The 21,194-nt window shown below is 58.8% G+C and carries 17 protein-coding genes; 9 read left to right on the forward strand and 8 right to left on the reverse strand.

The window, feature by feature from the left end; translation table 11 throughout:
- Positions 1–21: 21 nt before the first annotated feature.
- Both MARLIPOL_RS00885 and lexA read right to left on the reverse strand, forming a co-directional pair.
- Positions 22–525: a cell division inhibitor SulA gene (locus MARLIPOL_RS00885; protein ID WP_012136158.1), complete on the reverse strand. Its 504-nt coding sequence runs from the start codon at positions 523–525 to the stop codon at positions 22–24.
- 33 nt (positions 526–558) lie between these two features.
- On the reverse strand, positions 559–1,167 hold the full coding sequence (gene lexA, locus MARLIPOL_RS00890; RefSeq protein WP_012136159.1) for a transcriptional repressor LexA: 609 nt from the start codon (positions 1,165–1,167) through the stop codon (positions 559–561).
- Between the two features lie 162 nt (positions 1,168–1,329).
- Between lexA and MARLIPOL_RS00895 the strand changes: the two genes are divergently transcribed.
- The 3 genes from MARLIPOL_RS00895 to MARLIPOL_RS00905 are packed head-to-tail and all read left to right on the forward strand — an operon-like array spanning position 1,330 to position 3,796.
- Positions 1,330–2,331 carry an amidoligase family protein gene (locus MARLIPOL_RS00895; RefSeq protein ID WP_012136160.1) on the forward strand — a complete coding sequence of 334 codons (1,002 nt, stop codon included), beginning with the start codon at positions 1,330–1,332 and terminating at the stop codon, positions 2,329–2,331.
- Complete coding sequence (locus tag MARLIPOL_RS00900) at positions 2,324–3,070, forward strand: gamma-glutamyl-gamma-aminobutyrate hydrolase family protein (RefSeq protein ID WP_012136161.1); 747 nt, start codon at positions 2,324–2,326, stop codon at positions 3,068–3,070. Before MARLIPOL_RS00895 ends, MARLIPOL_RS00900 begins: the two co-directional genes overlap by 8 nt.
- 39 nt (positions 3,071–3,109) lie before the next feature.
- Positions 3,110–3,796 carry an SIMPL domain-containing protein gene (locus MARLIPOL_RS00905; protein ID WP_012136162.1) on the forward strand — a complete coding sequence of 229 codons (687 nt, stop codon included), beginning with the start codon at positions 3,110–3,112 and terminating at the stop codon, positions 3,794–3,796.
- Here the strand turns inward: MARLIPOL_RS00905 and MARLIPOL_RS00910 are convergent.
- Positions 3,793–7,551, reverse strand: a complete 3,759-nt coding sequence (locus MARLIPOL_RS00910) for a translocation/assembly module TamB domain-containing protein (RefSeq protein ID WP_186008453.1) — start codon at positions 7,549–7,551, stop codon at positions 3,793–3,795. The two genes, MARLIPOL_RS00905 and MARLIPOL_RS00910, sit on opposite strands and share 4 nt — an antisense overlap.
- Positions 7,515–9,263, reverse strand: coding sequence for an autotransporter assembly complex protein TamA (locus MARLIPOL_RS00915; RefSeq protein ID WP_082446005.1), 1,749 nt, complete (start codon positions 9,261–9,263; stop codon positions 7,515–7,517). The genes MARLIPOL_RS00910 and MARLIPOL_RS00915 overlap by 37 nt, the downstream gene beginning before the upstream one ends.
- Before the next feature lie 199 nt (positions 9,264–9,462).
- Here MARLIPOL_RS00915 and MARLIPOL_RS00920 point away from each other — a divergent pair, with 199 nt between their 5' ends.
- From MARLIPOL_RS00920 to MARLIPOL_RS00935, 4 genes are read left to right on the forward strand one after another with little or no spacing between them, the layout of a single operon-like run.
- A complete protein-coding gene (locus MARLIPOL_RS00920; RefSeq protein WP_012136165.1) occupies positions 9,463–10,767 on the forward strand; it encodes an acyl-CoA dehydrogenase family protein in 1,305 nt (434 codons plus the stop codon).
- A gap of 25 nt (positions 10,768–10,792) precedes the next feature.
- Positions 10,793–12,001: an acyl-CoA dehydrogenase family protein gene (locus tag MARLIPOL_RS00925; protein WP_012136166.1), complete on the forward strand. Its 1,209-nt coding sequence runs from the start codon at positions 10,793–10,795 to the stop codon at positions 11,999–12,001.
- Positions 12,002–12,041: 40 nt separating this feature from the next.
- Entirely contained in the window at positions 12,042–13,049 is a 1,008-nt protein-coding gene (locus MARLIPOL_RS00930) for a hypothetical protein (RefSeq protein WP_012136168.1), read from the forward strand.
- A gap of 31 nt (positions 13,050–13,080) precedes the next feature.
- A complete protein-coding gene (locus MARLIPOL_RS00935) occupies positions 13,081–14,568 on the forward strand; it encodes an amidase (RefSeq protein WP_012136169.1) in 1,488 nt (495 codons plus the stop codon).
- 23 nt (positions 14,569–14,591) lie between these two features.
- Here MARLIPOL_RS00935 and MARLIPOL_RS00940 read toward each other — a convergent pair whose 3' ends face one another.
- From MARLIPOL_RS00940 to MARLIPOL_RS00955, 4 genes are read right to left on the reverse strand one after another with little or no spacing between them, the layout of a single operon-like run.
- Positions 14,592–15,221, reverse strand: a complete 630-nt coding sequence (locus tag MARLIPOL_RS00940) for a tetratricopeptide repeat protein (RefSeq protein WP_012136170.1) — start codon at positions 15,219–15,221, stop codon at positions 14,592–14,594.
- Positions 15,218–16,000, reverse strand: coding sequence for an SDR family oxidoreductase (locus MARLIPOL_RS00945; RefSeq protein WP_012136171.1), 783 nt, complete (start codon positions 15,998–16,000; stop codon positions 15,218–15,220). Before MARLIPOL_RS00945 ends, MARLIPOL_RS00940 begins: the two co-directional genes overlap by 4 nt.
- Positions 15,987–18,155: an AMP-binding protein gene (locus MARLIPOL_RS00950; protein WP_012136172.1), complete on the reverse strand. Its 2,169-nt coding sequence runs from the start codon at positions 18,153–18,155 to the stop codon at positions 15,987–15,989. Before MARLIPOL_RS00950 ends, MARLIPOL_RS00945 begins: the two co-directional genes overlap by 14 nt.
- Positions 18,139–18,858 (reverse strand): thermostable hemolysin, encoded by a 720-nt coding sequence (locus MARLIPOL_RS00955; protein WP_012136173.1) that lies wholly within the window; start codon positions 18,856–18,858, stop codon positions 18,139–18,141. Before MARLIPOL_RS00955 ends, MARLIPOL_RS00950 begins: the two co-directional genes overlap by 17 nt.
- Positions 18,859–18,999: 141 nt before the next feature.
- On the opposite strand from MARLIPOL_RS00955, the gene MARLIPOL_RS00960 reads away from it, so the two are divergent.
- Together MARLIPOL_RS00960 and MARLIPOL_RS00965 are read left to right on the forward strand one after the other, a co-directional pair.
- Positions 19,000–19,692, forward strand: coding sequence for a response regulator transcription factor (locus MARLIPOL_RS00960; protein WP_012136174.1), 693 nt, complete (start codon positions 19,000–19,002; stop codon positions 19,690–19,692).
- Positions 19,683–21,080 carry an ATP-binding protein gene (locus MARLIPOL_RS00965; RefSeq protein ID WP_012136175.1) on the forward strand — a complete coding sequence of 466 codons (1,398 nt, stop codon included), beginning with the start codon at positions 19,683–19,685 and terminating at the stop codon, positions 21,078–21,080. Before MARLIPOL_RS00960 ends, MARLIPOL_RS00965 begins: the two co-directional genes overlap by 10 nt.
- Positions 21,081–21,194 lie beyond the last annotated feature (114 nt).

Genomic DNA, 21,194 nt, shown 5'->3' on the forward strand with positions numbered 1-21,194 from the left:
CCTGGCCTGGCCAGCGCACCGTCAGCGCTGGCGCAGCACCACCCCGTGACTGTTCCCCTGAGCGGACGCCTTCTGCAGCGTCTCCAGGGCTTCGCGACCCAGCTTCCTTGTCCACATCACCACCGCATGACAGGTGCCAGCACTGAGCGCACGCTCAGCCAACTGCCGCGCTGGATAATCCGGGGTCGATCTCAATACCAGCAACTCTCCAGCGACAATGCCGTGCATTTTTTGCCACTTGCTTACCAGTGCCTGGGGCGGATCAATCCACGCAAGCCAGCGCTTTTCCTGGTTCAGCTGGGTCAACATCGGTAGCAAGAGCTGAAAGTTCTCAACCTGACCTTCCGGCAGGATAATTTCGGTCACATTACCTATCACCGGCGCCGGTACAGACTCAGTTTGCCTGGATCTCGCCGGACCGGTACGAACAACGGGCGTTCCCCCTGATGCATACCTTGCGGGGGCCTGATAGCCCATGGCTGCCTGTGAGTAGGCCAGATTCTGATTAAAGCTGAGTTGTTCCATGATACGCCTCGCCTTCAAGTTGACCGTTCCGGATCAGTGCATATCCGAACGTCGGATGACACCAACGCCAAGCCCTTCAATGAACAGTTCCTCTTCCCGGAGATCCACTTCAATCGGGGCAAACTCCTCATTCTCCGCAATCAGGTATACCCTGTTACCATCCTTGCGGAAGCGCTTGACCGTCACTTCCTCACCTACCCGGGCCACCACAACCTGTCCGTTGTGAACATCCTGGGTGCGATGGACCGCCAGCAGGTCACCGTCGAGAATACCGATGTCCTTCATACTCATTCCGCGAACCCGCAACAGATAGTCCGCGGATGGTGAGAAAAAGTCCGGCTTCAGGGTGCAATGATCTTCGATATGTTCCTGGGCCAGAATTGGACTGCCCGCCGCCACCTGACCAATCACCGGCAAACCGAGATCTTCCTCAACCTCCGGCAAACGAATACCCCGGCTCGCGCCCCGCACCATTTCAATGGCACCCTTGCGCGCCAAAGCCCTGAGGTGTTCCTCTGCGGCATTGGCGGAACGGAAGCCAAGCTCCGCTGCAATTTCCGCCCGGGTCGGTGGGTACCCCGTTTCATCCACGTACCGTCGAATGATATCCAGTACCTGGCTTTGCCTTGCTGTCAGCTTCATGCGGTTGCCCCGTTAGTCCTGTTTTTATATACAGTGATTTGACTATATACAGTGTTTTATCCAGTGTAAAGGTCACTTCCTGTATTTTTTGTCAGATTGCTACAGGATGTACCGGAGATGGTCTGTGATATGGTAAGTCCAACCCATTGAGGAGGCACAGGAATGAGCGAATCCAAGGCATGCAGGCTGCCAGACATCCTCAGGACCCGCGGCGGCAAGGAGCGTCGTGTCGGTGTAGAAATAGAGCTGTCGGGCCTCAGTTACAGCGCCCTGGTTAAGCTGACGGAGCAACTGCTGTCGGGGCAGTCCCGTGAAGCCTCCCGCTATGTGTCGGAGCTGGAAACCGAACTTGGCGTTTTCATCATTGAACTGGATTCCGCTCCTATCAAGGACCTGGACCTGAAGGGAGAAACCGTGCCGGAATCCATGCGGGAGCTTGGAGGCCAGGCAATGGACGTAATCGATGCCGCCGCAGAGAAGATTGTCCCTCTGGAGATCATCAGCCCACCCTTGCCTTTCTCAACTCTCGAGCGTATTGAAATCCTCTGCGATGAACTCCGCAAGGCCGGCGCCCTCGGCAGCCGCGAAGCACTCTACTATGCGTTCGGGCTGCAACTCAATCCGGAACTGCCCGACCTGCGGGCTGACACCCTGGTGCGCTACCTTCAGGCTTTCGCAGTGCTGTATGACTGGCTGAAGTCTCGGCACCAGATCGACATCAGCCGCAAATTCACCAGTTACATCGAGCCGTGGCACAGCACTTACATCGACCTGTTGGTGGCCGATGACTATTCGCCGGATAACGAACAACTGATGCGGGACTATCTGAAGTACAATCCCACCCGTAACAAGGCACTGGACCTTTTGCCGCTGTTTGCCCACCTCAATAAATCCGTGTTGGCAGAATACGTGGTGGATGAACGCATCAAAAGCAGGCCCACCCTGCACTACCGCCTGCCGGATTGCGACATCGACAACCCCGAGTGGCATTTTTCCTCGGTCTGGAACGACTGGGTAGTACTTGAACAGCTTGCCAACAACGCTGAGGATCTGGCGGAGCTGAGGCAACAGTTCCGCATGAGTCGCAAACTGAGCCTTCGCAACCTCACCCAGAGTTGGTTTGATACCTGTGAGCAGTGGCTACGTAACAGGCGTTATGTCTGACATTTCCCCACAAGTGCCCGAACAGCCAGGGCTGACCATCGGCATCAGTGGTCCCGCACGACGAGGCACCGCACAACGTTTGATCAGCCTTGCCCTACGTATCCATGGCGCAAGAACCCACTACATCCGCCCCGGCGCCAGGGTGGACGTAGCGCTTCTTGACGGCCTGGTACTGTCGGGGGGCACCCACGTTCACCCGGAACTTTACGGCCAACAACCAACCGTCACCGCACACTACGACCATCGGCGCGATCAGACTGACCAGCAATTGCTGACACGGGCCGAACAGCTGAACATTCCGGTTCTGGGCATTTGCAGGGGCGCCCAGTTTATCAACGTGTTCCACGGAGGCTCACTGTGTCAGAACGTCACGCCCCTCCGGGTTCATACCCGGCACCGTCCACTACTGCTCCCCATGCAAACGGTGCGGCTGGTGAGGAACACACGACTCGGGCGCCTCATGCACAGCACCCTAATTGGCGCTAACCGTATTCACAGCCAGGCCATCAAGCGCCTTGGGCGCAACCTGAGAGTAGTCGCACTGGACAACGATCAGTTTGTACAGGCTATCGAAAACACTGGAGAACAGTGGTTGATGGGAGTCCAATGGCATCCTGAATACCTGCTTTACCACGGCGGACACCGTCGTATCTTCAGCCACTTTGTCCATGCCGCCAGAGCGCGAAAACTTGAGCGGCTGGAAGAGACGGAAGCCAACGATCCGACAACCAACCCATAGCACTGAAAATAGTCATGTAAACAGAACGGAGATCTGACCATGCTGAACACGATGAAAAAACACTTTCTACCAGGCCTTGCCGCAACATTGATTCCGTTGGCCGCCCATGCTGGCGAAGTCAGCCTGAGCGGCGAAGGCAGCGTCAAGTACACACCTGACAGCGCCCGCCTGCAGTTCACGGCCAGCGCCGAACACAATTTGCCTGCCCGCGCATCGGACAAGGTCAATGACATGATGGCCCAGTGGCGCGACAACATCAGCACATACCGGGACCAACTCAACGACTACAGTGACGCCAACGTCAATCTTTATACCCGTACGCTGCCGGTTCAGGAACGGGGCCAGGAACCACAGAAAATGGCGGTGGCCTCGCAAACCGTGAGTTTTACCATTAATGACCTGGCACTGCTTAATCCCCTGCTGGAACAGGCCCAGAAACTTGGGTTGGACTACCACCTCGGTTCCGGCAGTTTTTACCATTCCAATGAGTCGGGACTGGAAAAAGAGGCCCTGGCCAGGGCGATTGCCGATGCCAGATCCCGGTGCGAGTTTGTTGCCCTCCAGCTGGACCAATCCTGCGGTGACGTCATTAACATCAACGTCAATGGCGGCCACCGCCCCATGCCGATGATGATGGCGGAAGCCAAATCCGGAGTGGATGTGGTGTCCAGCGTCGGCGACCGGGAGCTACAGGCGAGCGTCAGCGCAACGTTCGAGCTTGACTAGAAATCCCGGGTATAGAAGATGTCGAGGGAAGCAGCCAGGCCACTGGCTGCTTCCAGATAGAAGTAACGCCCCAGATCGTAGCGCAACGCTACGGTGGTAATCGGCTCGAAGATCCCCACGCCATAGCGCAGGCTCAGCTCATCGGTGATATAACCACTGGCGACAACAGACGCCTGGTCTCCCGTCCCTTCAGCTTCCAGGATGAGGTTGCGAATACCAAGCTCGTCTCCCAATCCCTGAGTGACCTTGCTGGCCTGGGTAAGTCCCAGTGACAACGCCGCGCGACTCATCTGTCCTTCATCCCCCCGGCTTTGGGGAGCACGCCCGAGTATCACGTAGGACAAAGCATCACTCTGGGGCATCGATGGCTCAGAGAAAACTTCCGTTTGCGGCTCACTGACCGGGCCGCTGAGTCGAATGCCTGCAACCACAGTGTCCACCCGGCGAATTGCCTCGATGTCCAGATACGGTTCTGTGAGTGGCCCCACAAAGACAATCCGGGCCCGGCGCAGCTCCAGTTCCTGCCCATAGGCTTCATACTGACCATTCTCCAATTGGAGGGCGCCACGAGTGTCCATGTCGTTGCCAATCCGAAGCGTCCCCTTGAGCTCCCCGGTTACCCCGAAAGCATCAAAAGTGACCTCGTCCTCCCCCACCACAACGGTGACATCCATGTTCAATGACCGGAACGCCGACTCTTCCCGCTCTACCCCTACGATCACTTCGTCCTCGGAAACCGACACCGCCTGCTCCGGCAGAGTACGCACCTCAATCTCACCACGAGGCACATCCACTTGCCCGGTCACCGACAATTCCCCGTTACGGAATGCCAGAGTGATATCCGGTGCGACCTCTACCCTGGCATAGGGATCGTAGGTCACCGGCAGCCGCTTGCCGGTGACAGTGACTTCCACCGCAGGCGAGCCCTCCCAATCAAGCTCACCAGCCAGTTTCCCCTCGCTACGATCATTACTCTTCCAATGCCCGGTCAGATCGGCGGAATAGCCATTCAGTTTCAACGCCACCACGACGTCTTCCAGAGGTATAGGCAGGGAAGGATCGACGAATCGGCCCCCCGTCAGGGCAATGTCGCCGTGCACTGCCGGTTTCATCAGGGGACCGGACAACTGCCCTTGTCCATTCAGTTCGCCCTGCACCTCCTCCAGGCCAGCCACGACGCCAGCCAGGGCAATATCCAGACCTTCGAGCGAGAAGTCTCCACTTACCGTGCGCTGCTCTGCAGTCGGATCAACTGACAGGTCCAGGGAAAATTGTCCCAATTCCGGCCCCGTCAGCTGAACAGCAACGTCTGCCATTTGTGGCTTCATATCAACGCTCACGGTCAGACTATCGTGACGCAGAGATTCCCAGTCTTCCTGAACCAGCACCTCAAATTCCCCGGCCCCCGCATCCAGGGAAATTTTGCCATCCGGGCCTTCATCAATCATCGCCACGTTAATGTCGGCGTTAATCCGCGCATGCCATCGCAGTGTTTCCGGCATCAGCGACGCCAGGGCTTCGGAGGGGAAGTTATCCACCCGATAGGCGAGCTGTGGATTTGGCAACAGGGTCTGGTCCCCGGCACAGATGGAACTTTCCTGCCAGCGCCAGCAATGTGCTCCAAAGGTCAGCGTACCGTCCTTGCTGTAATCGAGGTCCGCGGGCTGATCCAGGGTCCAGGCCTGGGACTGACCCGGAAGGTCAAGCTCCCCGCTGTCCAGAGCACCACGCCAGCTGTCCCACGCATTACCCGCGCCTCCCGCCAGGGCAAGGGTGAGATTGGCTTCCTCGTGGATCGCGCGGATAGTCAGCCGGTGTACCTGCTGTGTACCTGACAAACCCAATTCCAGACGTTCCAGGCGCTCATCTCCTGCGCGGATGTCCTTTGCCTCTGCCTTGGCGTCCAGCGCCAGACCACTGCCGAGCCTGGCTTCAAGCTCAGCCTGCGCTATCGCCACACCGTCCTGCCAGACCAGATCATTTGCGGTCACGCTCAAGTCTCCCTGGGGATCCTTCGGGTTACCGCGCATCACCAATGACGCGACCAACTCACCCGACAGCCCGGGCAGCAGGATCTCTGGCTGGGGTATCTGGATGTCGAGGTTACCGGCAATCTCGGCCCCCCAGCGGCCGCTGCCATTAATACGGTTCTCACCCACCTCAAGGTTCAGGGTGGAGACATCCCAGGTGCCGGCAGAGACTTGCAATTCACCATTACTCCGGGCCGGCTCCTGCTGCCAGGTGCCGGAAATATCCCAACCAGCGGTCATGTCGGGCAGCCCCTCATCGGTCAGCCTGCCCTGGCTGTTGATATCACCACTCAGTCGCGCTTCAAGGATGGGTACCCAATAACCGGGGTTGAATTGATCCAGTGTCAGGCCGGCGTCCCACGCCAGCTGCCCGGCAAAATCAATATCGGCATCGCCACGAAGGGATCCCGCGCCGGTGCTGACCACCAGGTCGCTCAGCGACACCGATTCCAGATTGCCTTCCAGGGCCGTTTGCAGATCGGCATCCCCCAGAGGACCGGATACCGCCGCTTCCAGTCGCGCGTTGTAACTGTTATCACGGAAAGACACCTCACCATTCACACTCCGCAGGGTAACTGGCGGTGCCTTAAAATCCGGGATCAGGCTGTACCAGGGGAATGATTCCATCCCGATCTCGGCATTTGCCGTCAGGACCTCATCCCAGCTCACATTCCCTTCAACCCTGAGCGTGCCCTGCTCCGAGTCGCCCCCGGGGCCAGCCATGTCCAACGCCAGGTCCGAAACACCCGCAGTGGTCAGCAACCCCTTAAGCGACGTCGCTATGGCCCCTTTTGTGCCCGGTAACGTCATCGTGGAGCGGGTAACAAACCCCTGCTCCAGACTGCCGTTGAGAGAGAACTGCCAGTTTGTCAGGGTCAGGGTGGATGGCAGAGTATCCAGCGGCAGGAAAGACTCCGACTGAAGAGACAGGCGAACGGGCAATCGCTTGTCCAGTGGCGCCCCCTTCCCTTCGATGACTGCATTCAGGTAACCACTGCTGCGACCGGACAACCTGAGATCCTTCGCGCTACCCGTCAGGTTGAGGGCCAACAGCCAATCCTCGCCATGTGGAGGTGGCAGCGCAACATCTACATCCAGGTCAAGAGGCCAGTCACCACGGGTTCCCAGCCGCCCCGAGGCGTTTACGACAATCTCATCCAGCCGATAGTTCACCCGCTCGATCAACCAGTCGGTTCCGGAGCCACCCGCCTCTATTTCCAACGAATCCCAAACCTTGCCGTCGTTGACGGTAAACGGGCCCAGGCGCACATCGCCGATTTTCAGACCGACCGGCAGATTGACCAGGGGCAGGCTGATATCGCCTCGGGGCTCCTCTGGCTCATCGGAAGGTTGCAGATGAAGGTCAATGGCGTCCGCGTGGAGCGTATCCAGGCACAATTCCTTGCTCAGAAGGCAGCCAGGGGACCAGTCCACCACCACGGCCTCGATATTGAGCCCAACACCATAGCCCTGCCACCGTAGGGAATCGGCCCGCCAATAGCCGAACAGGGAGCCCTTATCCCCTTCCGTCTGCAAGCCCGGAATCTGGTCGATAACCCAGGCAGTGCCGGTCTCGGAACGCAAGATCAGTAGCAGGACGGCAACCAGTACAATGGGCAGCAATACCAGAATTCCCAGCGCCAGCAACAGCCAGAACCGCCAGCTGCGCCGCTTCCGCTTCTCGTCCGTCACAGTTCGGGCCCCATGGAAAAGTGTACGCGCCATTCACCGCCGAATTCGTCATCCAACCCCTTGGCAATATCCAGGCGCAAGGGCCCCACCGGGCTCACCCAGCGAATGCCCACGCCCGCCCCCGTGGCCAATGGATCAAATACATCATCGATAGCGTTACCCTCATCCACAAAGGCCGCCACCCGCCAGTTCTGGATGAATTCGTACTGATATTCAACACTGCCCACCATCAGGTAACGCCCGCCAACGGCCACGCCGTCCTCATCTTCCGGCGACAGGGTTTCGTAGCCGTAACCACGAACGCTCTGGTCACCACCGGCGAAGAAACGCAGTGATGGTGGCACGTCATCGAACCGGTTGGTGGCTACGCCACCCGCCTGGAAACGTGCGAGAAAGCGGTGGTTATCGGCCAGCGTATACAAACCACGAACCAGAAAATTCACATGGAGAACATCCACATCGGACAAGACTTCACGGTGACCGCCCTTTACATCGAATTGAACCCGATACCCCCTGGATGGATCCAGTGGTGAGTTGGCATGCAACTTCGAATAGCTTACCCCCGGCAGCAAAAGGCTGCTCTGCCCCCTTTCGTCATCACCAATGCGGAAGCGCTCACCTTCCCAGCTCAGGGACGCCACCTGCATCCACCCCGAGTCCAATTGGTGCTGCCACTGCTGGCCCAGAGTGAGGCGTTCGGATTCCACATCCTCAATATCCTCACGCTGATACCCGGCACCGAGACGGATGGAGTCCGTCATTGGTGGATCCAGTGGCAGCTCATACCAGGTGCTGATGTTTTGACGCGGGCCGGACAATTCCGTTTCCACTCCGCGCCGGTGGCCCATGGGGTTGATCCAGTGTTCGCGCCAGTTGCCCCGGAACCGCGGACCAACGTCCGTGGAAAAACCCACACCGGCGGCGACGGATCTGGGCGGACGCGTCGTCAGGTTAACCGTCACAGGAATCACCCGATCCCGTGCGCTGCCAGGCGATGCATCCACATCCACCCCAGAAAAGTAACCACTGTTGGACAGGTGCCCACTGAGCCTGGCGATTTCATCCGCGTGATAGGGCTGCCCCGGGTCAAAGGTCACAAACTGCTCCAACAGACTGTCCTCGAACCCATGGCCTTCCGTGAAAGTGACGTCTCCCAAGCGATAACGTTCGCCGCTGCGAAAGCGAATGGTGATAGCTGCGGTCCTTTTCTCAGGATCCACTTCCAGCTTGCGACTGACAAACTCCCCATCAAAATAGCCCAGTACACGAGCTCGATTCTGGATGGATTGTCTCAGGGTGGTGTATTCACCATGATTGAGCACGTCCCCCTTCGACGGAGACTTTGGTATGCCCCCCTGAAAACTGTCGTCTTCTGCCGCCGGGCCCTCAATCACGACCTCCCGTGAGGCAATGCGAACCGGCTCGCCGGGGATCACTGTTATCGTCAGTTGAGCAAGTCCGTCTTCTCCCTCACCTTCCGCAACTTCCCACTCAATAAGAGGACTGTAGTATCCAAGGGCCTTCAGGGCCTCCTGAACCTGTTTTTTTGCAGTACCAACATAACGGCGCAGGTTGTCGGCGCTTCGTCCCTCGACCTCCCCGATAAAGACTTCCGCATTGTCCTCCAGGGCAGGATAGTCGCCCTCGACATTCACCACCACCTGACTGGCGTGCCCAGGCAAAACCCACAACAAACACCACAACAGGGCGCCTGGAAATCGAACTTGTCTGGTAAGGGAGAACATCCGTTTATGAATCGTCTTTTGATGAAGTAAAGAAGATGCCGAGTCTAGCGGATTGACCAGACCGACCACCAGCGACGCGCCTTTTGCCAATGGCTACCGAAGCCGACACGCCCATGATCAGACCAGACTCTATCCAATAACAACTGTCTGATAGTAACAGGAGCGCCGGGTTCCCGCGCGCCTCCAAAGGAGACTGACGATGACCAGGGATCCCATCGGACTCGCCCTGTCCATGATGAACCGCCTTGCGGCGAACCCCTTGCTGGACCGTTTTGGTCTGCGCACAGCGACCGAAAGAACCGCCTACCACGGAACCCGGGTTGGTTTTCGGACCATTGCCCTGGCAGGCCGCGAATTCAAACGGGTCGCCAACTGGTTGCCGCAAAAACGCCTGCCGGGAAAATCCGCACCAGCACTGTTCGATCTTACGCTGGACGACGACCAACAGATGATTGTCGATAGCTTGCACCGGCTGGCGCGGGACACCCTGAGACCAGCCGCGGCGGAAGCAGATGAAGCTGGCGCCCTGCCCGCCGATGTTTTCGACGCCACTGCAGAACTGGGATTGACTCTCTACGCCGTGCCCGCGGAATTTGGCGGTGTCGCTGAGACCCGATCCCCGGTTACCAGCGTGCTGATTGCCGAGCAACTGGCGTGGGGCGACATGGGGCTGGCGATCGCCCTGCTGGCGCCCTTCAGCGTTGCTCAGGCAATCACCCAATGGGGAACGGGTGAACAACAATCCAGGTATCTTCCGGCCTTTTGCGAAGAACACCCGCCAGTCGCGACCATTGCGATTGATGAACCAAGGGCATTGTTCGATCCCCTCAACCTGAGCACCATCGCCGAATCCACCGCCAACGGATACCGACTGAATGGCAGGAAGAACGGCGTCGTCCTCGGAGCTCAGAGTGATCTACTCCTCGTTGCCGCAACACTGAACGGGCGACCACGACTGTTTATTGTCGAGTCCGGCACCGATGGCATGGACCACACCGCCGATCCCACCATGGGCTTGCGGGCCGCGCAGCCGGTCACCCTGACCCTGAGTAATGTTGAGGTATCCGCTGATGCCCTGCTGGGCGACGACGACTTCGATTACCAGGCGTTCCTGAACCTCGGCGCCTTGCTACGCTGCGGCCTCGCTATTGGTACCTCCCAAGCCGTGCTGGATTACGTCATTCCCTACTGCAACGAACGGGTCGCATTCGGTGAACCGATCAGCAACCGCCAGTCCGTGGCGTTCATGATCAGCAACCTGGCCATCGAAGCCGACAGCATGCGCATGCTCGCCTGGCGCGCTGCCAGCCGCGCAGAGACCGAGCAGTCGTTCCATCGGGAGGCCAGCCTGGCCAGGCTCTTGTGCAGCGAGAAGGCCATGGAAATTGGCACCAACGGTGTCCAGCTGCTTGGCGGTCATGGCTTCGTGAAAGAACACCCGGTTGAGCGTTGGTATCGCGACCTGCGCTCTGTCGCCACCCACACCGGCGGCGTCCACGCCTGAGTCCGAACAGTACTGGAGTAACATCATGAACCTGGAAATACCGAAGAAATTCTCCCCGATTGTTCACCAGGCCCGGCAGGTCGCCCAGGAAGTCTTCCGCCCCATTTCCCGTAAATACGACCGGGCGGAACACGCTTACCCCAAGGAACTGGACATGTTTGCCTCGATTATGGACGGCATGAACGAAGGCGCCCCGGATGGGGGTGCCGGCGCCGGCAAACTGGCCCGTTCAGGTGGTAACGGCAACGACGGTAACCGCAACGGCACCAATATGAAAACCGTGCTGGGGCTGACCGAGCTGTGTTGGGGCGATGTCGGCCTGGCGCTGTCCATTCCCCGTCAGGGCCTCGGAAACTCTGCCATTGCCGCCGTTGCAAACGAAGAGCAACTGAACCGACTGGGCGATACCTGGGCCGCCATGGCTATCACTGAACCCGGGGCAGGCTCGGATTCTGCCGCCATTCGCACCACGGCAACAGAAAGCGGCGACCACTACATTATTAATGGCGAAAAAATCTACGTGACGGCTGGTGAACGGGCGAACGCCGTGGTGGTCTGGGCCAGCCTTGACCGCAACAAGGGGCGTGCCGCCATCAAATCCTTTGTGGTGGAAAAAGGCACACCCGGTATGACGGTGGAGCGCCTGGAAAAGAAGCTGGGCATTCGGGCTTCGGATACGGCTGCCATCCGTTTCGAAAACTGTCGTGTACCGAAAGAAAACCTGCTGGGGGATCCGGAAATCAGCGTCGACAAGGGGTTTGCCGGCGCTATGCAAACCTTTGACAACACCCGCCCGGTGGTGGCGGGCATGGCCATCGGCGTGGCCCGTGCCGCGCTTGAGCGCACCCGCGAAATCGTGGAACGAGCCGGGATTGATCTCAGTTACCAGCCCCAGACCTGGACCCAGTCAGCGGTAACCCGCGAACTTCACCTGCTCGAAGCAGAGCTGGAAGCCGCCCGGTTGCTCACTCTTCGTGCCGCCTGGATGGCCGATAACGGCCTGCCCAATTCAAAGGAGGCTTCGATGGCCAAGGCCAAGGCCGGACGAGTCGGCAACGCCATCACCCTGCGCTGCGTGGAACTGTGCGGCAGCCTCGGCTATGGAGAGACGGAGCTGCTGGAGAAATGGGCCCGCGACTCGAAAATTCTCGATATTTTCGAGGGCACCCAACAAATTCAGTTGCTGATCATCGCCCGCCGGCTGCTCGGGAAGTCGTCCGCTGAGTTGAAATAGGCTAACCTGTGGGAAAATTCACAGGAATTCAGGCACCTGAATGCTGAAAATCAACCGCGAAAATCTCAAGTCCAGTCATCAGACGATCTGGCTCATCATCGACTTCCTGATGCTGGGCCTGCTCATCGCCAACCTGGCCCTGATCATATTTGATTCCGTGTATGCCTTCAGTGCCATCGAAGGCTTCTTCGCGGAACATACGCCGGGGTTTCATGGCCTTTACGACCCCATCCATGAAAACTTCCTGTTCTACGACCTGGTCTTCGTCAGCATCTTCCTCACCGAATTCTTCGTTCGCTGGGGATACGCGGTGAAGGCCAGTGTCTACGACCGCTGGTACTTCTACCCATTTATCCACTGGTATGACCTGGTGGGCTGTATCCCGGTGGGAAGCTTCCGCTTCCTCCGGGTTCTGCGGGTGATCTCCATTATTTACCGGTTACACCAGTACAAGATCATTGACGTCACCAGCATGCGCGCCTATCAGTTCGTCAATTTCTACTATGAAGCCTTCATGGAAGAACTGTCGGACCGTATCGTGCTCAAAGTGCTGTCTGGCGTACAGCAGGAGGTTAAGCGAGGCTCCCCCCTGTTTGAACGCATCCAGCATGACATCGTCTATCCACGCAAGGACATGCTGACGGACTGGATTTCCCAGCGTGTGGCTCAGGCCGCCCAGGAAGGTTATGTGCCTAACCGGGGAGCCCTGCGGAGTTATCTTGAGGACCGGGTGGACAGCGCGCTCAAGCAGAACCTTGAGCTGTCTCGACTGAAATATCTGCCGGTGGTCGGGCCCACGATCCAGGAAACCCTGGAGGAAGCGGTTGGCGACATCGTCGCCAACGTCATCCACCAGATCCTTGAGGACCTCGCATCGGCATCCAACCACGCCTTCATTGAAGACATTATTAACGTATTCATGCCTGATCCTGCCGACGCACGGGCAGAGTCCGCCGCAAACGAAGCATTGATCAATCTGATCCTGGAAATTCTGGATGCGGTCAAGGCCCAGGTACGAGTCAAACACTGGCGCGAAGAGTTGCCATAACCCTTACCTAACAACATCAAGAGTCGATGCCATGCCATCATCACAACAGGCCCTGCATTACCGGCCCGCCCACGAGCTTATAAAGGAACTCAGTGATGGCACGCTTTCCAGCGAAGCCGTGACACAACATTTTCTGGACCAGATCCGGAAACACAATGACACCATCAATGCCGTGGTGACCCTGGACGAACAGCAGGCTCTGAAGAAAGCCCGGGCGGCGGATGAAAAACGCGCCTCCGGTTCCCCGCTTGGCCCTCTGCACGGCCTGCCCTTAACCGTGAAGGACACCTGGGAAGTCGCGGGTATGACCTGCACCGCAGGAGCCCCTGCACTGAGGGAGCATCGCCCGCAACACCACGCCGATGTGGTCCAGCGCCTGGAAGATGCCGGCGCCATCATCCTCGGCAAGACGAACGTACCCCTCTACGCCACGGACCTGCAGAGCTACAACAAACTGTTTGGTGTGACCAACAACCCCTACAACCACGATCACACCCCCGGCGGTTCGTCCGGCGGTGCTGCAGCCGCACTGGCCGCGGGCATGACGCCGCTGGAAGTGGGCAGCGACCTGGCGGGCTCCATCCGTACTCCGGCCCACTTTTGTGGCGTGTTCGGCCACAAGCCGACCCGAGCGTTGGTGTCCTTCCGGGGCCATATTCCGGGACCGCCCGGTACACAGTCCCGACCGGATCTGGCCGAAGGTGGCCCTCTGGCCCGCACCGCCCGGGACCTGACTCTGCTGTTGAACGTGATTGCCGGCCCCACGCCCCTGGAAGCCCGCAGCTGGTCCGTAGACATGGAGCCTTCGACGCTCACATCCCTGGACCAGGCCCGCGTGGGTCTCTGGTTGGAAGATCCGTTATGCCCGGTGGAGGAGGAGCTTACCAATGGCTACCGCAGTCTGGGGCAGGAACTGGAGAAACGGGGCACCCTGGTCGCCGAAGCCAGGCACCCGTTACTCAACCTGGAACATATCCTGCCGCCCTATTTCAACCTTCTGGGAAGCCTGCTGAGCACCTCTCTCAAGCCGGCCCAACGCCGGCAAATGCTCTGGGTGGCACGACTGGAAAGGTGGCTGAAATTACTGGGCCCACTCACGCCCTTTATTGGTGAATACGGACGCGGTGTGAACCAACCGATTCACCAGTGGATTGCCGTGAGTGAAACGCGGGAAAAAATGCGCGCCGAAATCGACGGCCTGTTCGAAGAATTCGATGTGCTGCTCACGCCGGTCACACCCACCACTGCCATACGCCACGACCACAGTCATCCGGTCTTCAAGCGCCGAATCTCTGTCGCAGGTCAGCCCAGGGCCTATATGGACCAGTTTTGCTGGATTGCCTTTGCCACACTGCTCGGCCTGCCCGCCACATCGGTGCCGGTAGGGCGCAGCAAGGACGGACTGCCGTTCAATGTGCAGGTGATTGGCGCCCCCGGGAAGGATCTGACCACTATCCGATTTGCAGAACTGCTGGAAAAAGAGGGACTGGCGGGTTTTAGCCCGCCATCGGGATTCTGATCAACTCAGATTCGCGGCCTCCATCAGGATTTTGACAGGCGCGCCAACCGCTCCCGGATTTCTTCCCTGCGGCCCTGGTCTGCAAGCTCCCGCCCAACACGGGCCGGGGCAGCCAGGGCCCGCTCCAGGTATTGCCGGGCGCGGGCCTTTTCCCCCTGCTCAAGCAAGTAGTCACCAAAGAAAAAGTTCGGATCGATCCCATCGGGATTGAGCGATAGTGCTTTCTGCAGATAACGACGTGCCTTGTCATCATCCCCAAAGGCCAGCGGCCATCCCGGTACCTGATAATACAGTGAACCCAGCGAGGTGTAGGCCGACCCCTCCAGCGCCGAATCATCAATTTCAAGTGCTTCCTCAAGCTGGCTTCGGGCATCCTTGACCAACCTGAGCGCACCGAGGCCGCCCTTCTCTCCGGCCCAGGTGCTCAGCACAATGGCTCGCCAGATGCGGGGTTCTGCGCGATCGGGGTAGTCGGCCATGAACCCTTCCGCCTCTTTCGCCAGCGCTTCGAAAGCGTCGGCTTTATCATCCCCGGGCACCTGATATTGAATCTCGGCCCAGCGTTGCTGAATACGTGCAAGATCAGACTCCAGGCTACCCGCCCAAACCGGCGTCGCCAGCAGTAAAATCAGTAACAGACTGAAGGTTCTCATTGGGATACTCCTGACTCAAGAAATCGCCGGATCACCGGCAGTTGTTTGAACAGCGCCCGGTCCACCAGTCGCGGCAGCACACCGTTGATCACCACAAACAGACGTTCCGGCCAGCCCATGAAGCAACGGCGCTGGTCACGGGTCATGGCCTTAACAATGCGTTGGGCGACCATCTCCGGTGAATCCACCGCGTTACCGAGTGCCTGATTGAGCTGATTGACCACCTGAGGGTTCATCGCTGTGGCCGTGGCGCGGGGGGCGACGTAAACCACCTGCACGGATGAATCCGCCAGCTCCCTTCGTAGCGCTTCGGTAAAGCCCCGCAGACCGAATTTGGTCGCGCAGTAGGCGGTATAACCGGGGAAGCCAATGCTGCCGAAGGTCGAGCCAACAAACACCAGAGCCCCCTCACCCGCTGCCGCAAAACGGGGGGCAAAATGGCGCGCCACCAGCATCGGGCTGCGCAGGTTGACCGCCAGTTGGCCGTCAATGGCAGACACCGGCGTACGAGAGAGTCCGGCAAACTGGTTCTGCCCGGCGCAATGGATAACGCCGTAGATATCTGACCAGGTGTCGGTAATAGCCTGAAGCTGCTGATCCAGATCCTCTGCCGCCAGATCCAGCTTCACCCCGGATGCACCTTCCGGCAGCTGCAAGCTCTCAGGCTGTCGTGAAGCCACCAACAACACAACACCCTCCGCCAGCAAGGCCTGAAGCAGCGACTGGCCGATGCCTCCGGTTCCGCCCAACAACAGGAAGCGACGATTACGCAATTGCATGATTGGAAACCTCCTGCCTTGGTGCGGTCGCCGATGTCAGCGGAATACGGTGCAACATATCCCCGTACAATCGATACACCACTCGTGCAGAGTCGATGATTGCCTGCTGATCGGCCGGGTCGGTGATGTTGTTCATCAGATCGCTGAAGAATTCGAAATGATCCTGATCCAGCTCGCCGTGGGAGTATAGGTAACTGAACGCCTGATCCGGCAGCTGCAGCTGTTCCTGGATCTGGCGCGCCAACGGTGTTGCCAGCTCGATGGACGTACCTTCAAGTACCTGGACCATACCGAAAAAGGCCGCAGGATTGCCCCGGTCAATCTGGTGATAGAGATAAGCCACCATAAGTTCAATGGACAAATCCGGCTGACTGGCACGGCGCTCCTCACGGTCCTCTCCACAGGCCTGCAGATCATTGAGAATCCATTCGTGGTGGCCGTATTCCTCTTCAATGTATTCCACCAGGGCCTTGCGAACGTCTTCCAGTCGCTCTGGCAGCCGGCCACCGCAGGCCATCATCAGCGGAACCGTGTGTTTTACATGGTGGAATGCCTGAGTCAGGAACCAGGTGTAACCTTCGAGGGACATCCGCCCTTGTTGCACCGCCTGAATGACAGGGGCGCTGGTCACGTGGGTCCGCGCTTGTGCGGTTTCGGCCTGAAGCCGGTCAAAAAATGCCATGGTACTTCCTCCTGGCTGGGTTAGTTCGATCAAGTCGCTGTTGGCGATCAGATGGGGTAAGTCTGATTGGATGTGATGCCTGATGAGCCTGCCATTGGTCGTCAAATGGCCGCGACTGGCAGACAATGGAGAATGCAGCCGGTACAGAGACGACAACCGGGCGTAATCCGGCAGTCGCTGGTTCAGCTCGCGACACGCGGCTGCTATCTGTTCCGATGATTGTCCGGGGGACGCAACAATCAGCGCGCTGGGCTGGGGGTCACCGTCACCAACCGCCACGGCCTGATATAAGCCCAGGGCCTCAACCAATTCACTTTCAAGCCACTCGGGGCTGATATTGCGACCAAAACTGGTAATCAACAGATTCTTCGAACGACCGTCTACCGTCAGGAATCCGTCCACCGACAGGCTTCCCAGGTCCCCGGTGTCCAGCCACTCGTCCTGCGAGGCCGTTTCGCCAAGATAGCCAAGATGGGTGTTGCCCCGAATCAGGATGCGACGCCGTGAATCCACACAAACGTCAATATGGTCCAGAGGACGGCCCGCAGACCCCGGCCGATCATCGCCGGGAGTATTCAAGGCAACCACGGAGCCGCATTCGGACAGACCGTACCCCTCAAACAGAGGCAAACGAAGTGCCCGCGCCCGGTCGAGCAGATCGGGCGCGACTTTCCCGCCGCCAACCGCCAGGAAGCGAAAACCGCCCGTGGCAATCACACCATGTTCAGCCAGTCCGGCAAACAGTCTGGCCAACTCCGGCACCAAAATCAGTGACTCGGGCTGCCAGCGATTCAACGCTGCTGCCAGGCGCTGGGCGTCTACCCCGCTGCTACCTGCCATGCCCAGTGAGGACAGCGGCTCAACACGTACCACGGACCCCATCAGCAGCGGCAGGTAAAGCCCCGCTACGTTTTCCAGCAAGGTCGCCAGCGGCAGGATACACAGGTGATATTGGCCGCAGCTTGCTTCCAGCCTCTGTTTGAGTGCAAGCACCGTTGCTGACAGGTGAGCCTGGGACAGGCACACGCCTTTCGGGGTGCCGGTACTGCCTGATGTGAAGGTGATTTTTGCCGTGTTTTCAGGAAAATCAACAGGATCTGTAGTATCACTCAGCCTGGTTATACCGACCCCATGGCCAAGCGATTCCAGCCCTGCCGTCTCTTCCGACCACAACAATGCCTGCAGACCCGCCTGACGAATCAGGTGTTCCCGCTGCTGCGAGGAGAAAAAAGTCGGCACGGGCACACAGACCACACCGGCCTCCAGGCACGCCAGATCCGCTATAACCCACGCCGCCGTGTTATCGTCACTCAATCCGGCTCGAGTGACACCGTGCTGACGCAACCTGTCAGCGACGGTCTCCACTGCCGCGAACAGAGAATGATAGGTATACCTATGGGAGCCGGACACCAGCGCAGTTGCTTCCGGGCGATTCGCGACCACGTCGCGAAACAGATCAGGCAAGTTTGCCATAGCTACGCCCCGCTGCCCGGCAGGATAGCGGCATTCCCGCCCCACCGGACTCAATGAAACGGACCTGACCGAGCAAGCCGCAAGCCTTCAGGCTCTCAACGCCCTGGCTGACATTGATGACCAGAACCCTTGGTTGATTGTCATAGTAGGTGCCCCAATCCCGCCCCGCCCCGGCCAGACGATCGGGATCGGCAACGCCGAGGTCAGACACCTTGATTCCGATATGACTGAAACCGTTTCGCAACTGCGCGGTTCCCGTGCAAGCCACCCACTGCAAGCCCGCCCGCTGCAGCCAGACCGCCAGCGCAGCAAATAGCGGGCGACTGATACCGCTCTCAACACCGGCAAGGTGGGCGATTTCCACTACGGAATTCCGCCCTTTATTACGTTCCGGCAAACAGTTCTGAACCGGTTGATCCAGATAGTTTTCCAAGAACAGCCGCTCGGCGGCGGCACAACGCACGCCAACAGCAGCCAGCATCGTTCCGTGCTCAGAGACCAACGCCAGCAGAGGCGGCATCTGCAGGGTCGGCCTGGCACCATAGGCCTGGTTAAAACGCCGTCGAATAAAATCAGCGGCCAATTGATCGGAATCGGTTCCCGGGGCTAGCTCACACAGATAGTGGCGGCCACAGTGAACCACCGGATTGACATCGGCGGAAGCGAGATCCAGACCCGCGGGCATGGTTAATAATTCGGTCATAAGTTACCTCCCTGACTGCTAACCAGACTAAGGGGCAATACTTAAGACTGGCTTAACCTGGAGGGGGACTTTTCTTAAGCCGGCGTTAAGGTTTCTGTGCCAGAATGACGCAGTATCAGGATGACGGACGAGAATGACCGAATGCGTATTCTGCTTGTGGAAGACGATCACATGCTGGCAAACACCATGCTTGCCATGTTGCGGGATGAGCAGCACACCGTGGACTGGCTGGATGACGGCCAACAGGCGCTCAACGCGCTGTCGGGAGAACACTTTGATCTGGCCATACTCGACCTCACCCTACCCCACCTCGATGGCCTCGAAGTCCTGGAACGTGTCAGAAAGCAAGGCATGCGAACCCCCATCATCATACTGACCGCCCGTTCAGATCTGGACGACAAGCTCAGGGGGCTCGATGCCGGGGCAGACGATTACCTCACCAAGCCCTTTGCGATGGCGGAACTCAAGGCGCGAATCCGGGCGGTTACCCGCCGTGGCACAGCGTTGGACGCTGGCGGTTTGTCTGTCGGCGGTATTACCCTGAACCCGGACTCAGGCCAGCTGACCCTGGGTGAGCAGACCATCAATCTGCCCAGGAGTGAGTTACAGATACTTCACTACCTGATGCGTCATCCGGATCAGGTTGCAACGAGACGCCGGCTGGAAGAACAGCTGTATGGCTGGGACCATGGCGCGGAAAGCAATGCCCTGGAGGTTCATATCCACCATCTGCGGCGACGCCTGGGCAAAACCATGATCCGCACCATACGGGGAGTGGGCTACCTGCTGGACAGCCAGCAAGCCGCTACCTGCGGAGCCCCATCATGTCCCTGACCCGCACGCTGATACTGCTGGTGGCGTCCATTGTCATGCTTATCGCCTCTGCGGCCGCTACCTGGAGCTACATCGAAAGTAATCACGAACTCGAAGAGCTGTTTGATGCTGAACTGGCTCAGAGCACCCGCGTGGTTCAGGGACTGGTGCAACACCTGGCCACTACCCAGTCATCCGAGGCACTGGCCGGCATACTCAGAGAAACCCTGCAGTTGCCGGACGGGGCGCTGGAAGAGGGAGACTACGACGAAATCCTGCCGGACGGCACTGGTCACAAATACGAGAAGAAGCTGGCCTTTGAGGTCTGGACCGCCAAGGGTACACCGGTTCTGGACACCCTTTCCGCGAACGACGACCAGGCATTGACTCCCGGATACGCCTGGTCAGAAGCCACCGGTTTCCAATGGCGTACCTTTACCCTTCAGGATCCCAAAACGGGTTACTGGATACGCACGGCACAACGTGAAGAAATTCGCCAGGAGCTCAGTCAGGAGCTCGCTCTGAGCAACATCCTGCCGTTGCTGGTCGCGCTGCCGCTGCTGGTCATCGCGGTAGCCTTTGCCATCCAGGTGGGCTTCCGCCCCCTGCGCAAACTCGAGCAACCGATTCGCCATATGGACCCGGAAAGCATACACCCGCTGGATACTCAACATGCGCCAAAGGAAGTTACCGGCCTGGTCGGTGCCGTCAATGGTTTGCTGAAACGGCTGGACGATGCACTGGAAAGAGAGCGCAGGTTCTCTGCCGATGCCGCCCACGAGCTGCGCACCCCGCTGACCGCACTGCGTCTGAATCTGGAGATAATCGACGACAAATACCCCGGCGAGTTCAGTGAACTGACTGCGTCAGTAGACCGGATGGTACACCTGGTTGAACAGATGCTGTTGCTGAGCCGGGTCGACTCTGGTGCAGGCTTCAATCCAGGAGACCATAACCTGTCTGACATCGTCACCCAGAGTATCGCCGATGTATCCCCGCTGGCCCTGCAAAAGCAGATCGAGCCATCGCTGGACGATCAAACCGGACATGCCACCATCCGTTGTCAGGCAGCGTTGATCAATACGCTGATGCGATCCGTACTGGCTAATGCCATCCAGTACAGTCCGGCGGGCACCTGCGTAGATACCCGACTTCAGCGTCTCGAAAACGGTTACCGGATCCTGGTCTGTGACCAGGGACCAGGGATACCCGAAGCCAGTCGTGACAAGGCCCTTGGGCGCTTTTCCAGACTGGATCAGCGGCTGGGCTCCGGAGCCGGCCTGGGGCTGGCGATTGCCCGAAGAATTGCCGAGTTACACGGAGGCGCACTCGACCTGCTGGATCGCCAGGACGGTCAGCCCGGCCTGTGCGTCAGTATCTGGCTCCCGCCCCACCCTCCGACCGCCTGAACGGAAAAAGGCCAGCATTACGCTGGCCTTTTTTCAATAATGGTAGCGGGGAGCAGGCGCGAAAGAGCGCCTGCGGCGGCAGCATCTCTGCGCGAAGTGCAAAAAAGAGTGCCG

The organism is Marinobacter lipolyticus SM19, assembly GCF_000397065.2.
In the GTDB taxonomy this organism is placed as follows: domain Bacteria; phylum Pseudomonadota; class Gammaproteobacteria; order Pseudomonadales; family Oleiphilaceae; genus Marinobacter; species Marinobacter lipolyticus.

What these genes read in the sequence shown, in the direction of transcription:
- MARLIPOL_RS00905 (WP_012136162.1), top strand. Translation starts at nt 3,110, where the DNA reads ATGCTGAACACGATGAAAAAACACTTTCTACCAGGCCTTGCCGCAACA.
- MARLIPOL_RS00925 (WP_012136166.1), top strand. Translation starts at nt 10,793, where the DNA reads ATGAACCTGGAAATACCGAAGAAATTCTCCCCGATTGTTCACCAGGCC.
- MARLIPOL_RS00960 (WP_012136174.1), top strand. Translation starts at nt 19,000, where the DNA reads ATGCGTATTCTGCTTGTGGAAGACGATCACATGCTGGCAAACACCATG.
- MARLIPOL_RS00955 (WP_012136173.1), bottom strand. Translation starts at nt 18,858, where the DNA reads ATGACCGAATTATTAACCATGCCCGCGGGTCTGGATCTCGCTTCCGCC.
- MARLIPOL_RS00930 (WP_012136168.1), top strand. Translation starts at nt 12,042, where the DNA reads ATGCTGAAAATCAACCGCGAAAATCTCAAGTCCAGTCATCAGACGATC.
- MARLIPOL_RS00965 (WP_012136175.1), top strand. Translation starts at nt 19,683, where the DNA reads ATGTCCCTGACCCGCACGCTGATACTGCTGGTGGCGTCCATTGTCATG.
- MARLIPOL_RS00910 (WP_186008453.1), bottom strand. Translation starts at nt 7,551, where the DNA reads ATGGCGCGTACACTTTTCCATGGGGCCCGAACTGTGACGGACGAGAAG.
- MARLIPOL_RS00935 (WP_012136169.1), top strand. Translation starts at nt 13,081, where the DNA reads ATGCCATCATCACAACAGGCCCTGCATTACCGGCCCGCCCACGAGCTT.
- MARLIPOL_RS00885 (WP_012136158.1), bottom strand. Translation starts at nt 525, where the DNA reads ATGGAACAACTCAGCTTTAATCAGAATCTGGCCTACTCACAGGCAGCC.
- MARLIPOL_RS00915 (WP_082446005.1), bottom strand. Translation starts at nt 9,263, where the DNA reads ATGTTCTCCCTTACCAGACAAGTTCGATTTCCAGGCGCCCTGTTGTGG.
- MARLIPOL_RS00895 (WP_012136160.1), top strand. Translation starts at nt 1,330, where the DNA reads ATGAGCGAATCCAAGGCATGCAGGCTGCCAGACATCCTCAGGACCCGC.
- MARLIPOL_RS00920 (WP_012136165.1), top strand. Translation starts at nt 9,463, where the DNA reads ATGACCAGGGATCCCATCGGACTCGCCCTGTCCATGATGAACCGCCTT.
- MARLIPOL_RS00900 (WP_012136161.1), top strand. Translation starts at nt 2,324, where the DNA reads ATGTCTGACATTTCCCCACAAGTGCCCGAACAGCCAGGGCTGACCATC.
- MARLIPOL_RS00945 (WP_012136171.1), bottom strand. Translation starts at nt 16,000, where the DNA reads ATGCAATTGCGTAATCGTCGCTTCCTGTTGTTGGGCGGAACCGGAGGC.
- MARLIPOL_RS00950 (WP_012136172.1), bottom strand. Translation starts at nt 18,155, where the DNA reads ATGGCAAACTTGCCTGATCTGTTTCGCGACGTGGTCGCGAATCGCCCG.
- MARLIPOL_RS00940 (WP_012136170.1), bottom strand. Translation starts at nt 15,221, where the DNA reads ATGAGAACCTTCAGTCTGTTACTGATTTTACTGCTGGCGACGCCGGTT.
- lexA (WP_012136159.1), bottom strand. Translation starts at nt 1,167, where the DNA reads ATGAAGCTGACAGCAAGGCAAAGCCAGGTACTGGATATCATTCGACGG.